Annotated in this window: 15 protein-coding genes; 5 read left to right on the plus strand and 10 right to left on the minus strand. The window is 72.4% G+C overall.

The genetic code is table 11. The features are described 5' to 3' along the window. Nucleotides 1–7 precede the first annotated feature (7 nt). Complete coding sequence (locus OG488_RS25900; protein ID WP_329232925.1) at nt 8–2,479, plus strand: ATP-binding protein; 2,472 nt, start codon at nt 8–10, stop codon at nt 2,477–2,479. An 85-nt stretch (nt 2,480–2,564) separates the two neighbouring features. Here the strand turns inward: OG488_RS25900 and nucS are convergent, their stop codons facing one another. Further along, nucleotides 2,565–3,236: an endonuclease NucS gene (nucS, locus tag OG488_RS25905; protein WP_099174445.1), complete on the minus strand. Its 672-nt coding sequence runs from the start codon at nt 3,234–3,236 to the stop codon at nt 2,565–2,567. 260 nt (nt 3,237–3,496) lie between these two features. On the opposite strand from nucS, the gene OG488_RS25910 reads away from it, so the two are divergent. Then, nucleotides 3,497–3,889: an SCO5389 family protein gene (locus OG488_RS25910; RefSeq protein WP_205022376.1), complete on the plus strand. Its 393-nt coding sequence runs from the start codon at nt 3,497–3,499 to the stop codon at nt 3,887–3,889. Between the two features lie 89 nt (nt 3,890–3,978). Here the strand turns inward: OG488_RS25910 and OG488_RS25915 are convergent, their stop codons facing one another. After that, nucleotides 3,979–5,010, minus strand: a complete 1,032-nt coding sequence (locus OG488_RS25915; protein WP_329232928.1) for an LLM class flavin-dependent oxidoreductase — start codon at nt 5,008–5,010, stop codon at nt 3,979–3,981. A 215-nt stretch (nt 5,011–5,225) separates the two neighbouring features. Here OG488_RS25915 and OG488_RS25920 point away from each other — a divergent pair, with 215 nt between their 5' ends. Beyond that, complete coding sequence (locus OG488_RS25920; RefSeq protein WP_329232930.1) at nt 5,226–5,555, plus strand: ATP/GTP-binding protein; 330 nt, start codon at nt 5,226–5,228, stop codon at nt 5,553–5,555. A 1-nt stretch (nt 5,556) separates the two neighbouring features. Here OG488_RS25920 and OG488_RS25925 read toward each other — a convergent pair whose 3' ends face one another. The 7 genes from OG488_RS25925 to mce form a co-directional block, all read right to left on the minus strand. Beyond that, nucleotides 5,557–6,447, minus strand: a complete 891-nt coding sequence (locus OG488_RS25925; protein WP_329232932.1) for an ABC transporter permease subunit — start codon at nt 6,445–6,447, stop codon at nt 5,557–5,559. Continuing rightward, complete coding sequence (locus tag OG488_RS25930; RefSeq protein WP_329232934.1) at nt 6,444–7,574, minus strand: ABC transporter ATP-binding protein; 1,131 nt, start codon at nt 7,572–7,574, stop codon at nt 6,444–6,446. Before OG488_RS25930 ends, OG488_RS25925 begins: the two co-directional genes overlap by 4 nt. A gap of 135 nt (nt 7,575–7,709) precedes the next feature. Continuing rightward, nucleotides 7,710–8,489 (minus strand): ABC transporter permease subunit, encoded by a 780-nt coding sequence (locus OG488_RS25935; protein ID WP_329232936.1) that lies wholly within the window; start codon nt 8,487–8,489, stop codon nt 7,710–7,712. A gap of 5 nt (nt 8,490–8,494) precedes the next feature. Continuing rightward, nucleotides 8,495–9,505, minus strand: a complete 1,011-nt coding sequence (locus OG488_RS25940; RefSeq protein ID WP_329232937.1) for an ATP-binding cassette domain-containing protein — start codon at nt 9,503–9,505, stop codon at nt 8,495–8,497. Between the two features lie 91 nt (nt 9,506–9,596). Continuing rightward, entirely contained in the window at nt 9,597–10,535 is a 939-nt protein-coding gene (locus tag OG488_RS25945) for a cellulose-binding protein (RefSeq protein WP_329232939.1), read from the minus strand. A 175-nt stretch (nt 10,536–10,710) separates the two neighbouring features. Further along, nucleotides 10,711–14,505, minus strand: coding sequence for a polarized growth protein Scy (scy, locus tag OG488_RS25950; RefSeq protein ID WP_329232941.1), 3,795 nt, complete (start codon nt 14,503–14,505; stop codon nt 10,711–10,713). Between the two features lie 201 nt (nt 14,506–14,706). Beyond that, nucleotides 14,707–15,135, minus strand: coding sequence for a methylmalonyl-CoA epimerase (mce, locus tag OG488_RS25955; RefSeq protein WP_329232943.1), 429 nt, complete (start codon nt 15,133–15,135; stop codon nt 14,707–14,709). A gap of 134 nt (nt 15,136–15,269) precedes the next feature. Here mce and OG488_RS25960 point away from each other — a divergent pair, with 134 nt between their 5' ends. Further along, nucleotides 15,270–16,472, plus strand: a complete 1,203-nt coding sequence (locus OG488_RS25960; RefSeq protein WP_329232944.1) for an acetyl-CoA C-acetyltransferase — start codon at nt 15,270–15,272, stop codon at nt 16,470–16,472. A gap of 31 nt (nt 16,473–16,503) precedes the next feature. Continuing rightward, complete coding sequence (gene meaB, locus OG488_RS25965) at nt 16,504–17,466, plus strand: methylmalonyl Co-A mutase-associated GTPase MeaB (RefSeq protein WP_329232946.1); 963 nt, start codon at nt 16,504–16,506, stop codon at nt 17,464–17,466. Nucleotides 17,467–17,543: 77 nt separating this feature from the next. On the opposite strand, the gene OG488_RS25970 is transcribed toward meaB, so the two are convergent. Next, a complete protein-coding gene (locus tag OG488_RS25970) occupies nt 17,544–18,170 on the minus strand; it encodes a PepSY domain-containing protein (protein WP_329232947.1) in 627 nt (208 codons plus the stop codon). Between the last annotated feature and the right edge of the window lie 102 nt (nt 18,171–18,272).

Genomic DNA, 18,272 nt, shown 5'->3' on the forward strand with positions numbered 1-18,272 from the left:
TGTGAGGATGGACCCGACCAATCGGGGACCGGAGGACTACGGGCATGGCACCGACCGGTCCGGTGACGACGGCGGGCGCCGACGGCAGTCCCGTGATCCGCTGACGCCCGACTTCGGGCACCAGACGCCACAGCAGTCGCGCACCGTGCAGCTGATATCGGGCGACCTCCTGCTCACCGTCAATCCGGTCGACGGCAGCGAGATCGAGGCCTGCAGGCCGGGGGAGATCCCCGACGCGCCCGTGCGGCACACCGCCGCCCAGCGCGTGGAGCGCGAGCGCGCCGCCGCGCCGCCCGTCCCTCCGGGCCCGCCCGCGCCGCAGATGCCCCTCCTGGAGCGCCAGGACGAGCGCGAGCGGCTGGTACGGCTGCTGGCCCGGGGACGCTCGGTCTGCCTCACCGGACCGGCGGGCTCCGGCCGCACGGCCGTCCTGGACGCCGTCGCCGGCGACTGCGCGGACCTGGCGCCCGACGGGGTCGTACGGCTCTCCGGGTACAAGCGGACCGCCAACGAGCTGCTGCACGGGCTGTTCGAGGCCGTCTACAGCGCTCCGCTGCACCGCCCCGACCGCGAAGGGCTGCTCGCCCTCGTCCACGGGATCGGCGCCGTCGTCCTCGTCGACGACCTGGAGCTCGGCGGCGCCGCGCTCCAGGAGCTGCTCGACGCGACCCCCGAGTGCGCGTTCCTCTTCGCCACGACCCCGGACGTGTCCGCGCCGGCGGCCGAGGCGAACCTCGAAGAGGTGTTCCTCACCGGCCTCGGCCGCAGCGCCTCGATCGAGCTCATGGAACACGTCGTGGAGCGCGCGCTCACCGAGGAGGAGGCGAACTGGGCGGGAGACCTCTGGTTCGAGTCCGAGGGGCTGCCGCTGCGCTTCGTCCAGGCCGGCGCCCTCTTGCGCCAGCGCGACGACCGGCGCGCCGGCCAGGAGGCGTTCGAGCAGTACGACGACGACCCCGAGGACTCCCCCTTCGGCAGGTCCGAGCCGGCCGGCCTCCCGCTGCCCAGCCTCGGCGAGGGCGCGGCCCCCGCCGCCCTGCTCGCCTCCCGGCTGAGCGAGGCCGCCCGGGAGACCCTGCGCTTCGCCGTCGCGCTCGGCGGTGAGGTCCCGCACCAGGCGCATCTCCCCGCCCTCGTGGGGGACACCCACGCCGACGCCGCACTGGGCGAGCTCGCCGGCAGCGGGCTGCTCTCCCCGGCGGGTCCCCGTTACCGGCTGGCGGCCGGAGTCCTGACCCAGCTGGAGGCGAGCGGATACGGCGAGGACGCGGACGCGCACGCCCGCAGCGCCGCCCAGCACTTCACCTGGTGGGCGGGGCACCCCTCCGTCACCCCGGAACGCGCGGTCGCCGAGGCGGACGCGGTCCTCGCCTCCATGACGCGCCTCGTGCCCGGTGACGCCCCGGGACAGGCCAGTACGGCCGTCCTGCTGGCCCGCAGTGCTGCACCCGCCTTCGCGGCGGGCATGCAGTGGGGCGCCTGGGAGAAGAGCCTGAGGACCGGTCAGGAGGCTGCGCGGATCGCCGGCGAGGTGGCGGAAGAGGCCTACTTCCATCACGAGTTGGGTGTCCTGGCGCTCTGCACCGGCCATCTGGACCGGGCCAGGGCCGAGCTGGAGGCCTCCATCGGCATGCGCGGGGCGCTCGCCGACAAGCCCGGTGCGGTGGCGGGGCGGCGGGCGCTGGCTCTCGTCTCGGACCGCTCCGGTGAGCCTGTGCCCGGCACCCCGGCGGGGGAGGAGGCACCGGCCCCGCGTCACGACGCGCCCGCCTCGCCTCCCGGCGGCACCCCGCCGGCCGCACCGCTCTTCCCCCGGCGGACCGAGACCTCCGCGACCCTGATCGCCCGTCAGAGCCCGCCGTCCGCCGGCAGGCCCGCAGGGCCCGCGGGTGTGCTGCGGGGCGCCCGGCGCAATCTCGTCGCCGTGGGCGCGGGAGCGCTGCTGGCGGCGGTCCTCGGCACGGTGGTGACCCTGGGGGCCACCTCGGGCGGCGGAGAGGACCCGGAGGGGCAGAGCGTCACGACCGAGCAGTCGACGACCGAGGACGACGGCGAGAACAGCGTCTCCGCGGACGAGCCGACCGACGACCCGGCGGCCGACGAGGGCACGGCCGGTGGGGACTCCAGCACGCCCGGCCCCTCCGGCACCGCCACCCCGTCCGCGAGCGGCACGCCGTCCCCGGGCACCTCGGACCCCGGCACCAGCCCGTCGGACACCCCGACGGACGGCAGTCCGAGCGACCGGCCCACGGAGGGCAGCCCCTCGCCGACGAAGAAGCCGACGAAGCCCCCGACCACTCCGCCGACGAAGCCCCCGACGAGCTCGCCGACCACGCCCTCCACCGAGCCGACCCCCACGGAGACGGCCCCGACGGAGACGCCGACGGAGCCGGAGACCTCCAACTCCGCGAGCGGTCCGGCCGAGACCGCCACCGCGTCGGCGAGCCAGGACGGACCGGCCTCGCCCACGACCGCCTGAACACGACGACGCCGTACGGGCCCGGGAAGCGGGCCCGTACGGCGTGACGGAGACGGCGGCGTGTCGGAGGCGGCGGCGCCCGGGATCAGAACAGACGCAGCTTGTCGTCCTCGATGCCGCGCATGGCGTCGTAGTCGAGGACCAGGCACCCGATACCCCGGTCCGTCGCCAGCACCCGGGCCTGCGGCTTGATCTCCTGCGCCGCGAACACACCCCGCACCGGAGCCAGATGCGGATCGCGGTTGAGCAGCTCCAGGTAGCGGGTCAGCTGCTCCACACCGTCGATGTCGCCCCGCCGCTTCAGCTCGACGGCCACCGTCGCGCCGTCCGCGTCCCGGCACAGGATGTCGACCGGGCCGATCGCGGTCGGGTACTCACGGCGGATCAGGGTGTAGCCCTCGCCGATCGTCTCGATGCGGTCGGCGAGCAGCTCCTGGAGGTGCGCCTCCACACCGTCCTTGATGAGCCCCGGGTCGACACCCAGCTCATGGGACGAGTCGTGGAGGATCTCCTCCATCGTGATGATCAGTTTCTCGCCCGCCTTGTTCACGACGGTCCAGACGCCCTCGTTGTCGTCGGCGCCCTCCTTCAGGGTGCACGGCGGGGACATCCAGTTGAGCGGTTTGTACGCCCGGTCGTCGGCGTGGATCGAGACGCTGCCGTCCGCCTTCACCAGGATCAGACGGGGGGCGGAGGGCAGGTGGGCGGTGAGCCGGCCCGCGTAGTCGACGGAGCAACGGGCGATGACGAGACGCATGGTCGGCAACGCTACTCGACTACCGGTGGTCCACGCGATTCCCGGGCCCCTCGCCCGGTACGGCCCTTGACGTACGCCTATCGGGCTTGCCCCTCTTTGCGACCGTTCGTTATTGGCCGGTTGTGTTCCCATTCTCCTGGTGCGGCCCGGACTGCGCCCTTACCGTGGAAGCAGGAGGTCGTCGTCTGTGTACGCAGCGTCGCCGTCCCGCCCTGCCCGTAAGGCCCCGGCCACCCGTCGGGGTCGCGAGAGGAGAACCCATGTCGCTCGACGTCTCACCGGCGCTGTTGGAACAGGCCGAGCGAGGCGAGGTCGACGAAGCCGACTTCGTCGACTGCGTCCGGACCTCCCTGCCCTACGCATGGGAGATGATCAGCTCCCTGGTGGCCCAGCTGAAGGTCGACGGCGGACAGTTCGCCGACAACCAGACGCCCCCGCCGGACGAGCAGGCACGTGGTCAGCTGCTGCGCGCGCTCGCGAGTGATGCGATACGCGGCGCGCTGCAGCGGCACTTCGGAGTGCGTCTGGCATTCCAGAACTGCCACCGCCTCGCGGTGTTCCCGCTGGACGCCTCGGTCGACGAGCGACTGGCCCGCTTCACCTCGGTGAGAGGCCAGTTGCTCAACCAGTCGCCCGAACTCCGGGACTGCTGAACGCTTCTGCTGCCGCTCCGGGCCGCGGGAGGTGCAACTGGCTCCGGGGCGGCAGCCCCCGCACCACCAGGACCACCGGCGTGAAGGGCTCACTCCAGCAACGGCAACACTTCCGTGCCCAGCCGCTGCACGTTCGTCTCGGTCGCCGCGAGATCGCCCGACCCCTCGACCATGAGGGCGAAGCGGGTGATGCCCGTGCGCTCCGCCGTGGCCGCCAGGCGGTCGGCGGCGAACCGGGGCGGCCCCACCGGATGCAGGCCGCAGAGGAACTCCGTGTACGCCACGGGGTCGCGCATCACCCGGTGCCGGCCGTCGACCGTCACATGGGCGCCCAGCCCCTGCCGCAGCCATCCCGGCATCGCCTTCACGAGCGTCTCCACGGCGTCGGCGGGGCTGTCCGCGATCTGGGTCACCCCCGCGGACACATGTGCTACCCGCTCCACGACCTCCGCCGGCTGGCCGGCCTCGCGGGCGGCCGAGCGCCACAGAGCGACCATGTCGGCCTTCTCCTCGTCGCCGCAGTGCATCCCGAGGAGCATCGGCAAACCCTTTCCAGCGGCGAGTTCCACGCTTTTCGGCGAGGTGCACGCGACGATCACCTCGGGGCCCGGCGGACCGTCCCCGAGGAGCTCGTCGGCCCGGGGCACGACGGCCACCTCACGGAAGCCGAAGCGCTCACCGCGCCCGGCCACCCGGGGCTTGCCGAGCCAGTCGAGCAGGAGGTCCAGCGACTCGGGGAAACCCTTCTCGTACGCCTCGAGCCCCGCGCCGAACACCTCCAGATCGACCCAGGGGCCGCCGCGCCCCACCCCGAGGGTGAAGCGGCCGCCGCTGGTCAGGTGCAGCAGCGCGGCCTGCTCGCCGAGCATCACCGGGTGCTGGCTCGGCAGCACGCTCACCGCCGTGCCCACCCGGATCCTGCGGGTGCGGCCGAGCAGCAGGGCGGCCAGGGTCGTGGCGGACGGGCACACCCCGTACGGCACGAAATGATGTTCCGCCAGCCAGACGGAATCGAGCCCGGACTCCTCCGCGACCTCCGCGGAGCGGACGGCCCGGTGCAGGGCCTCGCCCTGCCCCTGGCCCGGAAACTGTGCTGCCAGTACGAACGTTCCTACGCGCATCGCCTTCTGCCTCCTTACGGCCGACGCGGCTGTCCCCCACTGGCAACAACGTCTGACACGTGCCAAGGGCACGGTCCAGGGCGAAGTTGTTGCGATTTTCCGGTAACCCACCCGCCCCGCCGCTGCTCCCCTGTCACTCCCGACACCTGCCCGCAGCCGATGCCTCTAGGCTGGACGGGACGAACTGCCCGTACCGCCGCCCCGTGAGGTGTCCCGTGTCCCCGCGCCGCAACCGCCCCCGAGGCGGCGAGAGTCCTACCGGCAACGCACGCGACGCGGGGGAACGGTACGGCGGGGGCGGTGACACGGAGAGCTGGCAGGGCGAGGAGTGGTCCGTGCGCCCGGTGAGCGGCGCGAGCGCGGCGGGCAAGCGCTACCGCTGCCCCGGCTGCGACCAGGAGATCCCCTCCGGCGTCCCGCACCTCGTCGCCTGGCCCGAGTTCGGCGGGATCGACGACCGCAGGCACTGGCACAAGGCCTGCTGGAACGCGAAGGACCGCCGCACCACACGGGTGCAGCGGTCCAGGAACGCTCCGCGGTACTGAGTCAGACGTCGCGGCGGTCCAGCGACACGAGGGCGGCGGCCATGGCCACCGCCGTCACGCCGAGGATGATCCAGAGCGGTTCCCAGCCGGTCGGCCCCGACGTGGTCACCGACGCGTCGTACATCGCGCCGAGCTGGTTGGGGATGGAGTACTCGAAGAGAGCCTCCTGCACACCGGCGAGCGTCGGCGAGAACATGAACATCGCGAGGACCAGCGGGAGCAGCACCACCGCGATCATGATCGTGATGGCGCCCGCCGAGTGCCGGATGAGCGTGCCGAGCGCGAGCGAGAGCAGCCCGAGCGTCGCGACGTAGAGACCGACCCCCACCGTGGAGCGCACCCAGGTGGCCGCGTCGGCCGTGGCGCCGTCCAGCATGGCCGTCTGCAGGACACCGACGACCCCGGTGGTCACCGTGGTGATCGTGAAGGCGAGCAGGAAGAAGACGAGCGACTTCGCGACCAGCATCCGCGCCCGGCTCGGGCACGCCGTCAGCGTCGTACGGATCATCCCCGTGCCGTACTCGGACGCGATGGTCAGCACGCCGAGGGTCATCACACAGATCGAGCCGAGCAGCACGCCGAAGAAGCCGAGGCTGAGGACGGGGGTGCCGTCCAGGTCGGCGTCCGACACGCTCACGGCGAACGCGGTGAGCAGGCCGATGCCGATCAGCAGCACGATCATCACGCCCAGCGTCCACATGGTGGAGCGCACGGAGCGGATCTTCGTCCACTCCGAGGCGATCGCGTCACCGAGGCCGGGCGTGCGCACGGGGATCGGAGAGGCGTACAGGCCCGCCTGGCCGCCCCAGCCCTGCTGCGGCTGCTGGTACGGCGCCTGCGGGGCCTGGTGCGCCTGCGGGGGCGTCTGCGCGGGCGGCGGAGGCATCGTCATCGGGGGTCCTCGCTGGTCTTGCGCTCGGGCCGGTCCGCGGGAACGGCGGGTGCGGCGTACGGGTTCTGTCCCGGGGGCGGCGGGGCGTACCAGCTCTGCTGCGGGACCTCGGGCGGAGGCTGCGGGGTCCGACCGGGCTGCCCGTGGGCCGCCTCGTGGCCGGGGTGCCCGTAGCCGGGCGCCGGCAGCTGGAGCCCCGCCTTGGCGTCCACCGTCGACCGGTAGTCCACGGCGCCCTGCGTCATCCGCATGTACGCCTCCTCCAGGGACGCCTGGTGCGGCGAGAGCTCCCACAGCCGGACGTCCGCCCCGTGGGCCAGATCGCTGATCCGGGGCAGCCCGAGCCCCATGACGCGCAGGGCGCCGTCCGGCTCCGACACGACCCGGCCGCCCGCCTCCGTCAGCGAGGCCGTCAGCTTCTCCCGCAGCTCCGGGCCGTCCGACGAGACGCGCACCCGGGCGAAGTCGGCGGAGTTGGCCGAGATGAAGTCGGTGACGCTCATGTCGGAGAGCAGCTGCCCGCGGCCGATCACGATCAGGTGATCGGCGGTGAGCGCCATCTCGCTCATCAGGTGGCTGGAGACGAAGACCGTGCGCCCCTCGGAGGCCAGCTGCTTCATCAGGTTGCGGACCCAGAGGATCCCCTCGGGGTCCAGGCCGTTGACCGGCTCGTCGAAGAGCAGCACCTGCGGGTCGCCGAGCAGCGCCGCCGCGATGCCGAGCCGCTGGCCCATGCCGAGGGAGAAGCCCTTGGACCGCTTCTTCGCGACGTCCTGCAGCCCGACGACGCCGAGGACCTCGTCCACCCGTGCCGCGGGGATGCCGGCCAGCTGGGCCAGGCTCAGGAGGTGGTTGCGGGCGCTGCGACCGCCGTGCACGGCCTTGGCGTCGAGCAGTGCCCCCACCTGGCGCGGAGCGTTCGGGAGGCTGCGGAAGGCATGGCCGCCGATCGTGACGTGTCCCGACGTCGGCCGGTCCAGGCCGAGCATCATGCGCATGGTGGTGGACTTCCCCGACCCGTTGGGACCGAGGAACCCCGTGACGGCACCCGGCCGTACCTGGAAGGAAAGGTTGTGCACGGCCGTCTTCGCGCCGTAGCGCTTGGTCAGGCCGACTGCCTCGATCATTCTCCAGCCCCATCGACTTATCTGTCGTCGGGGCCCAGGCCTCAGCCGCACGCCCCCGTAAGAGTTAGGAGGATAACCAGCCGCCGGCGGTTCCGGCCAAGCCGTGACCCGGAGCGCCGGAGCGCCGGGCGCCGCTCAGGCGTCCCGCTTCTTCAGTACGAGGTAGCCGCCGGCCAGCGCCGCCACCACCCACAGGGCCATGATCCCGAGCCCCGCCCAGGGGCCGTAGGGCGCGGGGTCGCTGTTCAGGGCGTCCGGGACCACCTGCATGATCTTGGAGCCGGCCTGGTCGGGGAAGTACCGGGCCACGCTCTTCGCCCCGGGGACCGCCGAGAGGATCTGCGAGACGAGGAAGAAGAACGGCATCAGGATGCCGAGCGACAGCATGGAGCTGCGCAGCATCGTGGCCACGCCCATGGAGAAGACCGCGATCAGCCCCATGTAGACGCCGCCGCCGAAGACCGCGCGCAGCACGTTCTGCGCGCCGAGGTCGGTGCCGCGGTCGCCGAGCAGCGCCTGGCTGAGGAAGAAGGTCACGAAGCTGGTGGCGAGACCGACCACCAGGGCGAGGACGCCGGCCACGGCGATCTTGCTGAAGAGGAACGACCCGCGCTGCGGCACGGCCGCGAGCGAGGTGCGGATCATCCCGGAGCTGTACTCCGTGCCCACCACCAGGACACCGAAGACGACCATCGCCAGCTGTCCCAGGACCATTCCGGAGAAGCTCACGAACGTCGGGTCGAAGGTGGCCCGCTCGGCGTCGGAGAGATCGTCGAACTGGCTGTTCAGCAGGGCGCTGAGCGCTGCCCCCATGGCGACGGTGACGACGAACGCGCACACCAGCGTCCAAGTGGTCGACGAGACCGTACGGATCTTGGTCCACTCGGAATTCAGGACCGCGGGTACCGATGCCATCGCCGTCACGCCCCCTTCGTGCCGTCGTCGGCCGTGCGGCCGCCGGTCTGCTGCGGGCTCCACCCCTCGCCCCAGTGCGGACCCACCTGTGGTGGCGGGGCACCGTCGCGTTCGGAGTGGGCGTGGTACTCCACGGAGCCCGCTGTCATCTGCATGAAGGCCTCCTCCAGGGAGGCCCGCTGGGCGCTGAGCTCGTGCAGCACGATCCCGTGCCGGCCGGCGAGCTCACCGAGCCGCTCGGGGGCCTCACCGTCGATCTCCAGCGTGCCGTTGCCCGACTCGACCGCCACGACGCCCTCCGCGTGCAGCACGTCGCGCAGGCGCTCCTGCTCCGGCGAGCGCATCCGCACGAAACTGCGGGAGTTCTCCTGGATGAAATCGGCCATCGACGTGTCGGCGAGCAGCTTTCCTTGCCCGATGACGATCAAATGATCCGCGGTCAGGGCCATTTCGCTCATCAGATGGGAGGAGACGAAGATCGTCCGGCCTTCCGCGGCGAGGGTCTTCATCAGATTCCGGATCCAGTGGATTCCCTCCGGGTCCAGACCGTTGACGGGTTCGTCGAACATCAGGATCTCGGGGTCGCCCAGCAGCGCCGCGGCGATTCCCAGCCGCTGGCCCATACCGAGGGAGAAACCCTTGGACTTCTTCTTCGCCACCGCGCTCAGACCGACCGTGTCGAGCACGTGGGAGACCCGGCTCACCGGGATGCGGTTGCTCTGGGCGAGACACAGGAGGTTGTTGTACGCGCTGCGACCGCCGTGCATCGACTTGGCGTCGAGCAGCGCCCCGATGTGCTTGAGCGGCTCCTGGAGCTCGCGGTAGTGGCGGCCGTCGATGCGCACCGTGCCGCTGGTCGGGTTGTCGAGGTCGAGCATCATCCGCATGGTCGTGGACTTGCCCGCCCCGTTCGGGCCGAGGAACCCGGTCACCATCCCGGGCCTGACCCGGCATGACAGATGGTCGACGGCAACCTTGTTGCCGAAGCGTTTGGTGAGGCCGTCGAGCTCGATCATGCCGCTCACGCTAGAGCGGCCGCGCGCCCGGCGCCACCACAAAGGCGGAACCGGGCGCGTGAAGGGGCACTTCCGACGTACGTGCGGTCGGTCAGCGGGTCTGCTGGGCGGGGACCCCGCGGGTGGCGGAGTCGTCCTCGACCGGGGAGCCGGCGGCGGCGACCGCGGCACCCGTCAGCGTCGCCAGCATCTCGCGGACGTTGGTCAGCTGGGCGTTGATCGAGTCGCGGCGGTTGGTCAGCGCCGCCAGCTCGCGCTCCGATTCGCTGCGGATCCGGTCGGCCTTGGCGTTGGCGTCCGCCACGATGTCCTCGGCCTGGCGCTGAGCCGTCTCCACCGTCTGACGGGCACGGCGCTCGGCGTCCGTACGGAGCTTCTCGGCCTCCAGGCGGAGCTGCTCCGCGCGGTGCTCGATCTCGGCGAGACGCTTCTCGGCCTTCGCCTGACGGGACGCGAGGTCGCGCTCCGACTGCTCACGGCGCTTGGCGAGGTTCGTCTCGAAGTCCGCGGCGGCCTGGGCGGCCTTGGCGCGGGTCTCCTCGAAGAGGGCGTCGGCCTCCTCGCGCTTCTGCTGGGCGTCCTTCTGGGCGTCGGTGCGGAGCGTGCTCGCCTCGCCCTTGGCCTTCTCGACGATACGGACGCCCTCGTCCTCGGCCTTCGCCTTGCGATCCGCGGCGAACGTCTCCGCGTCGTTGCGCACCTGCTGGGCGGCCGACTCGGCCAGCTCGCGGTGCTGCTCGGCCGCGCGGCGGGCCTCCTCACGCAGGTCCTTCGCCTCCTCCTCGGCGAGACGGAGGATCTTCTCGACGCGGGCGCCGAGACCGGCGTACGACGGCTCGGCGTCGTTGACCTGGGCCTGGGCGTTCTGCGTCTCGAGGTGGAGTTCCTCGATGCGCTTTTCCAGAGAGGTGATACGGGCGAGAGCACTGTCACGGTCGGCGACGAGTTTGGTAATGCGGTCGTCCACCTGACCGCGGTCGTATCCACGTCGCACGAGCTCGAAGCCGAAGGGGGAGGAAGGGTCGCTCATGGGGTTCCTGTCGAATGAGACCGGTGAGGTGTTAGAGGGAATCCTAGGGGCCTGGGCGGCGTGTCAACGTGAAGATGCCGCTTTGGTATGGAGAATGACACCCCTTTTGAGTGGCTGACCCCCGGAGCACTTGCGGCCCGAAGGCTTGAATGTTCATGGCAAAGTTCACGAGCGGCTACCCGTCCGACGCCTTGCCACCCGACCGGGTACCCGCCGACGCGCCGGCCTTGACGCCCCCGGCGCCACCGCCAGACGCCTTGCCCGTCCCACCCGGAGCCTCGAAAGATTCCAACGCCTCGAGGACGTCCTGGACACGGGAGATCTCCGTATTGATGTCCTCGCGCCTGCGGACCAGCAGGTCCAGCTCCCGGCGTCCCTCGTCGACCGTCTGCTTGGCCTCGGCCTCCGCGTCGGCACGCAGCTTCTCGGCCACGCGGGTCAGTTCGGCCTTCTTGGTCTCGGCCTCCTTGAGGAGCGACTCGGCGCGCTTCACGGCGGCGATACGGACCTTGCTCGCCTCCGAGTTCGCGTCCGAGATGAGCTCCTTGGCCTTGGCCTCGGCCTCGTCCCGCTGTTCCGTCGCCGCCTTCATCAGCTTGTCGACGCGCTCGCCCGCCGTCTTCATCTGCTCGGAGGTCTCGCGCCGGGCGCGCTCGTGCAGTTCCTCGATCTCGCTCTCGATCCGGGTCCTGAGCTCCTCCGCCCGCTCCCGGGTGGCGGTGGCGTCCCGGCGGGCGCCGACGAGCAGCTCGTCCGCGTCCGTACGGGCCCGCTCCACCAGGGTGTTGCCCTCGACCGTGGCCTCCGAGGTGATGCGGACCGCCTCGTTGCGCGCGGCGCCGACCATCCTGTCGGCCTGCTCCTCGGCCTCGGTGGCGGCACGCAGCGCCTCCTCCTGGGCCTTCTCGACGAGCTGGTCGGCCTGTTCGGCGGCGTCGGTACGGCGCTTCGCCGCGGCCTCGCGCGCCTCGTCCAGCAGCCGGTCCGCCTCCTGGCGGGCCTCCGCGCGCACCTGCTCGGCCGCGGACTCGGCGTCGGCACGGAGCCGCTCCGACTCCTCGCGGGTGCGGGCGGCGTGCTCCTGGGCGGAACCGACGGTCTGCGCCGCCTCCGCGCGCAGCCGTTCCGCCTCGTCGGCCGCCTCGCCGACGAAGCGCTCCGACTGCTCGGTGGCCTCGGTGCGGACCCGCTCGCTCTCGGTCGTCGCCTCGGCCATGAGCCGGTCGGCCTGCGCCGCCGCCTCGGTACGGATCCGGTTGGCGTCCTCCCGGGCCTCGCCGCGGGCACGCGCGGCGTCCTGCTCCGCCGATGCCAGGGCGTCGGAGGCCTCCGTACGGACCCGCTGGCTGTACTCCGACGTGTCCGAGCGCAGCTTCTCCGACTCGGCGATGGCCTCGGAGACGGTCCGCTCGGCCAGGGTCTTGGCCGCTTCCGACTCCTCGTGCGCGACCTGGCGGGTCCGGTTGGCGTCCTCGGTGGCCCGCTCGCGCTCGGCGTAGGCGTCGGAGCGGACCCGGTCCGCCTCCTCCTGTGCCTCGGTCCTCGTCCGTTCCGCCGCGTGCTCGGCGGCGGAGCGCAGCCCGGTGATCTCCTCCTCGGCCTGCTCCTGCAGCCCGGCGACGGAGTCGCGCACCTGCTGGGCGGTCTGTTCGGCGGCCGAGACCAGCTCGGATGCCCGGCGCTCCGCCTCCTCGACCAGGCGCTGGGCCTCCGCCTGGGCCTCCTCGACCCGCTTGCGGGCGGAGGCGAGGAGCTCCTCGCTCTGCTCGCGGGCGCGCTCGCGCTCCTGCTCCGCCTCGGCGCGCGCGGAGTCGAGCGCCTCCTCGGCGGCACGGCGGCGGCGGTTGGCCTCCTCCTGGGCGGCGGCGAGGGCCTCGGCGGCCTCGGTGCCGACCCGCTCGGCGGCGGCCGCGGCCTCGGAACGCACCCGGTCGGCGTTCTCCTGAGCCTCGTTCTTCAGGCGCTCGGCCTCCGTGGCGGCCTCGCTCCGCAGCCGTACGGCGACGGACTCGCCCTCGGCACGGGACCGCGCGGCGTCGGCGGCGGCCTCGGTGCGCAGCCGCTCGGCCTCCGTCGTGGCCTGCTCCTGGAGCGTACGGACCCGCTCGGCCGCCTCCGCGCGCAGACGCTCGGACTCCTCGCTCGTCTCGCGGCGGATCCGCTCCGCCGCCGTACGCGCCTCGGTGAGCGCCTCCTCGGCCGCGGTGACCCGGGACTCGGCCTCGGTGTGCAGCCGGGTCAGCTCGTCGGCCGCCTCGGTCCTGCGGGCCTCGACCCCGCGCTCGGTCTCCTCACGCAGCTCCTCGGCCGCCTTCTCCGCGGCGGCGGTCAGGGCGGTGGCCTGCTCCTCGGCCTCGGCGCGCAGCTTCTCCGCCTCGGCGCGGCTGCGCTCCAGCGCTTCCTCTGCCTGCTTGCGCAGGGTGGCGGCGCGCTCGGCCGCTTCGGTCCTGACCCGCTCGCTCTCGGTGCCGGCGGAGGTCCGCAGCTCCTCGGCGTCGGACTTGGCCTCGGTGAGCAGCTCCTCGGCGGTGCGGGCGCCCTCCTCCAGCTGCTGGACGGCCTCGCGGCGGGCCTCGCCGCGGATCCGCTCGCCCTCGGCCACGGCCTCGGAGCGCAGCTGCTCGGCCTCGCCGCGGAGGCGGCGCGCCTCCTCCTGCAGCTCGACGGTCTTGGCCCGGTACTCCTTGGTGTCGTCCTTGGCCGCGCCCTTGAGCTGGTCGGCCTGCTCGGCGGCCTCGCCGCGCAGCCGGTCCGCCTCGGCCTCGGCCTCGCGGCGGATCCGGTCGGCCTCCTCACCGGCGGCCCTGGTCGTGGACCTGGCGTCGTCGGAGGCCTTGGTCAGCACCTCCTCGGCGCTGCGGGCCGCCTTCGCGAGCTGTGCCGCGGCGTCCTCGGCGGCCAGGGTGCGGGCCTTCTCCGCGGCCTCCGCGACGACGCGCTCGGCCTCGGCCCGGGCGTCGACGAGCGCCTGTTCGGCCTCTTCCTTGAGCGTCTCGGCCTGCTTGGTGGCCTCGCCGACCAGCCGGGCGATCTCGGACCTGGCCGTGCGCGTGCGCTGCTCGTTCTGCGACTCGGCGCCGGCCAGCCGCTTGACCGCGGCCTCCTTCGCCTCGGCGAGGACCTTCTCGGCCTCCAGCCGGGACTCGCGCAGCCGGGTCTCGGCCTCCTGCATGCGCTGTTCGGCGGCGCGGTTCAGCTCCGCCGTCTGCTGCCGGGTCCGGTCGGTCTCGGCGGTGGCCGTCGAGCGCAGCTGCTCGGCGTGGGCGGTGGCCTCCTGGGCCTGCGTGGAGGCGGCTTCGAGCAGCCGCTCGGCGTCCCTGCGGGCGCGCAGCAGCGTGGACTCGGCATCGGCACGGGCCGACTCGGTCTCGGAGTTGAGGCGGCGGCGGGTCTCGTCGGCCAGCCGGGCCGACTCGGCCCGGGCGGCGGCCAGCGACTGCTCGGCCTCCGTGCGCGACTCGTCCAGGAGGCGGCGGGCCTGGGACTCGGTCCTGGCCCGCAACTGCTCGGCCCAGGCGACGTTCTCGTTGACGTGGGACTCGACGGTCTGCCGGCGCTCCGCCAGCTCCTGGTCGAGCCGCTGGCGCCGCTGGACGGCCTCGGCGTGCAACTCCGCCTGGAGACGGGCCTGATGCTCCGCGTGCTCCTGCAGGATCCGCTGTGTCTGCGCCCTGGCCTCGCGCAGCTCGCGCTCGGCGTCCGTCCGCAGCTGGTCGGCCTGGATCTGGGCGTTACGGAGCATCTGTTCGGCCTGGTAGCCGATGTCCGCGCTGTCGTGTGCGGGACGGGTCGCCAGATTGCGCCGCGCCTCGTGCAGCTTGGCGCGCAAGACCTCGACCTGGTAACCGAGGTCCTCGGCGTGCTGGACGGCCTTCTCCCGGTCGGTCTTCAGCCGGTCCATCTCGGCTTCGAACCGCGAGAGATGGTCGTCGTCAGCTCGGTGGCTCTGCTGGCTCTCGTAGCCCCGCACTGCGCGGTCCCATCCTTCCCCGAGCTCTCAACTCTGTTCGAGCAGGGGAGACCCCAACCCTGTCGCAAATCCAAGCGAGTACCGCTCGCCGACGAGCGGTCCCCCCGGGGAATGGTGACAGATCAACGGCGAGGACGCGGCACGGCCCCGACCCGGCCCCGGCCCGGAACCACCCACTCTACCGGGCCGGTATCGGTCGGGTCAGTGCTCCGTCGCCGAGGTGACCAGTTCGGTCAGCACGCCGTGGCAGTCCTTGGGATGGAGGAACGTGATCCGGGAGCCCATGGACCCGGTCCTGGGCTCGTCGTACAGCACCCGGACGCCCTTCCCGCGGATGTCCGCGGCGTCCCCGTCGACGTCCGCGGTCCCGAAGGCGATGTGGTGCACCCCCTCCCCGTTCTTCGCCAGCCACTTCCCGACAGCCGAGTCCTCACGGGTCGGCTCCAGCAGCTGGAGGTAGGAAGCCCCGCCGTCCGAGGTGTCGTTGATCTTCAGCATGGCCTCGCGGACACCCTGCTCCTCGTTGATCTCGGAGTGGTGCACCTCGAAGCCGTAGGTCGCGCGGTAGAACTCCACCGTCCTGTCGAGGTCGAAGCAGGCGATTCCGATGTGGTCGATTCGCGTCAGCATGGAACCAGTGCAGCGCCCCGGTGATGGTTACGCAACGTGCGCGCGATCACACCGACAGCCGGATGACGGGCGCGGTACCGCTCAGTACATTCAGGTAAACCCTCGTTCACAACCAATCCAAGGGGCTGCGCCTCATGTCAGGAACGACCGGAACCACCTCAGTGATCGTCGCGGGCGCCCGTACGCCCATGGGCCGTCTCCTGGGCTCGCTGAAGAGCTTCTCCGGGGCCGACCTCGGGGGCTTCGCCATCAAGGCGGCGCTGGACCGGGCCGGGATCGGCGGCGACCAGGTCGAGTACGTGATCATGGGCCAGGTGCTCCAGGCCGGGGCGGGGCAGATCCCGGCGCGCCAGGCGGCGGTCAAGGCCGGAATCCCGCTGAACGTCCCCGCGCTCACCGTCAACAAGGTCTGCCTCTCGGGGCTCGACGCGATCGCCCTGGCGGACCAGCTGATCCGCGCCGGCGAGTTCGACGTCGTCGTGGCCGGCGGCCAGGAGTCCATGACCAACGCCCCGCACCTGCTCCCGAAGTCCCGCGAGGGATACAAGTACGGTGCGGTCGAGGTGCTCGACTCGATGGCGTACGACGGCCTGACGGACGCCTACGAGAACATCCCGATGGGCGAGTCCACCGAGAAGCACAACACCCGCCTGGGCCTGGCCCGCGCCGACCAGGACGAGATCGGCGCCCTGTCCCACCAGCGCGCCGCCGCCGCACAGAAGAACGGCATCTTCGAGGCCGAGATCACCCCGGTCGAGATCCCGCAGCGCAAGGGTGACCCGGTCCTCTTCTCCAAGGACGAGGGCATCCGCCCGGAGACGACCGCGGAGTCCCTCGGGAAGCTGCGCCCGGCCTTCACCAAGGACGGCACGATCACGGCGGGGACCTCCTCGCAGATCTCCGACGGCGCCGCCGCCGTCGTCGTCATGAGCAAGGCCAAGGCCGAGGAGCTGGGCCTGGACTGGATCGCCGAGATCGGCGCCCACGGCAACGTGGCGGGCCCGGACAACTCGCTCCAGTCGCAGCCGTCCAACGCCATCCGGCACGCCCTGAAGAAGGAGGGCATCGGCGTCGAGGACCTCGACCTCATCGAGATCAACGAGGCGTTCGCGGCCGTCGCGGTCCAGTCGATGAAGGACCTCGGCGTCACCTCCGACAAGGTGAACGTGAACGGCGGCGCGATCGCGCTCGGCCACCCCATCGGCATGTCCGGCGCCCGCGTGGTGCTGCACCTGGCGCTGGAGCTGAAGCGGCGCGGAGGCGGCACCGGAGCGGCGGCCCTGTGCGGCGGCGGCGGTCAGGGCGACGCGTTGATCATCCGCGTACCGGGCAAGTAGTACACCGTACGAGCGAGCGAGGAGGCCGAGCGTGAAGGTGGACGTCCCCACCCTGGTCGAGCAGGCGCGGGAGGGCAGGCCGCGTGCGGTGGCCCGGCTCATCTCCCTGGTGGAGGGTGCCTCGCCGCAGCTGCGCGAGGTGATGGCCGCCCTGGCACCCCTCGCGGGTCACGCCTACGTCGTCGGCCTGACCGGATCGCCGGGTGTCGGCAAGTCCACCTCGACCTCGGCGCTGGTCTCCGCCTACCGCACGGCCGGCAAGCGGGTCGGGGTCCTGGCCGTCGACCCGTCGTCGCCGTTCTCCGGGGGCGCGCTCCTCGGTGACCGGGTCCGGATGTCGGAGCACGCCTCCGACCCCGGCGTCTACATCCGCTCGATGGCCACGCGCGGCCATCTGGGCGGGCTGGCCTGGTCGGCGCCACAGGCGATCCGGGTGCTGGACGCGGCGGGCTGCGACGTGATCCTCGTGGAGACGGTGGGGGTCGGCCAGTCGGAGGTGGAGATCGCCTCCCAGGCCGACACCTCCGTCGTCCTCCTCGCCCCCGGCATGGGAGACGGCATTCAGGCGGCCAAGGCCGGAATCCTGGAGATCGGCGACGTCTACGTCGTGAACAAGGCCGACCGGGACGGTGCGGACGCCACCGCCCGCGAGCTCAACCACATGCTGGGCCTGGGGGAGTCCCGGGGTCCCGGCGACTGGCGGCCGCCGATCGTGAAGACGGTCGCCGCCCGGGGCGAGGGCATCGACGAGGTCGTCGAGGCCCTGGAGAAGCACCGGGCGTGGATGGAGGAGCACGGCGTGCTGGCCGAGCGGCGCACGGCGCGTGCGGCCCGCGAGGTCGAGACGATCGCCGTCACCGCGCTCCGCGAACGGATCGCCGATCTGCACGGCGACCGCCGGCTGGACGCCCTCGCGGAACGGATCGTGGCCGGAGGCCTCGACCCGTACGCGGCGGCGGACGAGCTGGTCGCGGGGCTCACGGGCGGGAACTGACGGTCCCCGGGCGGCGTGCGGGCCGCCCGGGAACCGCACCGCCGCCCTCCCCGGAGCAGCGCGTCCCGTCCGGCGGATCAGTCGTCGTCGTCGGCACCGTCGTCGTCCCGGTCCACGGTGACCTTGCCGCTCGTGGCATCCACGTGCAGCTCGTGCTCCTGGCCGCCCTTGCCCGCGACGTCGACGTCCCAGCGCGGCGCACCGCGCTTGCCGTCGTCGTCATCGTCGTCGTTGTCGTCCAGGTCCACCGACGTCACCGTGCCGGGCTGCGCGCCGAGCGCCGCCTTCACCGCGGCGTCCAGGGACACGGCCGCCGAGCGGGGCGCGTGGCGGTCGCGGTCGTCGTTGTCGTCGTCCTCGCGGTCGGACAGCACCGTGCCGTCGCCCGCGTCGACGGTCACGTCGTGCCAGACCTTGTCCGAGCCGTACACGTCGAGCTCCCAGACCGTACGGGAGTCGTCGTCATCGTCCAGCTCGGCCTCGGTGACCGTGCCGGGGACGGCCTTCAGGGCGGCGCCGACGGCCTCGTCGACGGTGGTGCGCCCGGTCCGCTGCTCCTTGGTGCCGTCCGCCGCCCGGTCCGCGGTGGCCGTCCGGTCGTCCCTGCTTCCGCTGTCGGAGTCCGCGAACGCGGCGGTCGTGACGAGTCCGCCGCCGACCAGTACGGCCGCGGTGAGGGTGGCGATGGCGATCTTGCGCTTCATGGTGGGTTCCTCCCCGATGGGATGTGCTGTGCTGAGCGACGGGAACCACACTGGCCCGGCGATGCTGAACGCAGCCTGAAGCCACCTGAAGGCGTCTTCAGG

Source organism: Streptomyces sp. NBC_01460, from assembly GCF_036227405.1.
In the GTDB taxonomy this organism is placed as follows: domain Bacteria; phylum Actinomycetota; class Actinomycetes; order Streptomycetales; family Streptomycetaceae; genus Streptomyces.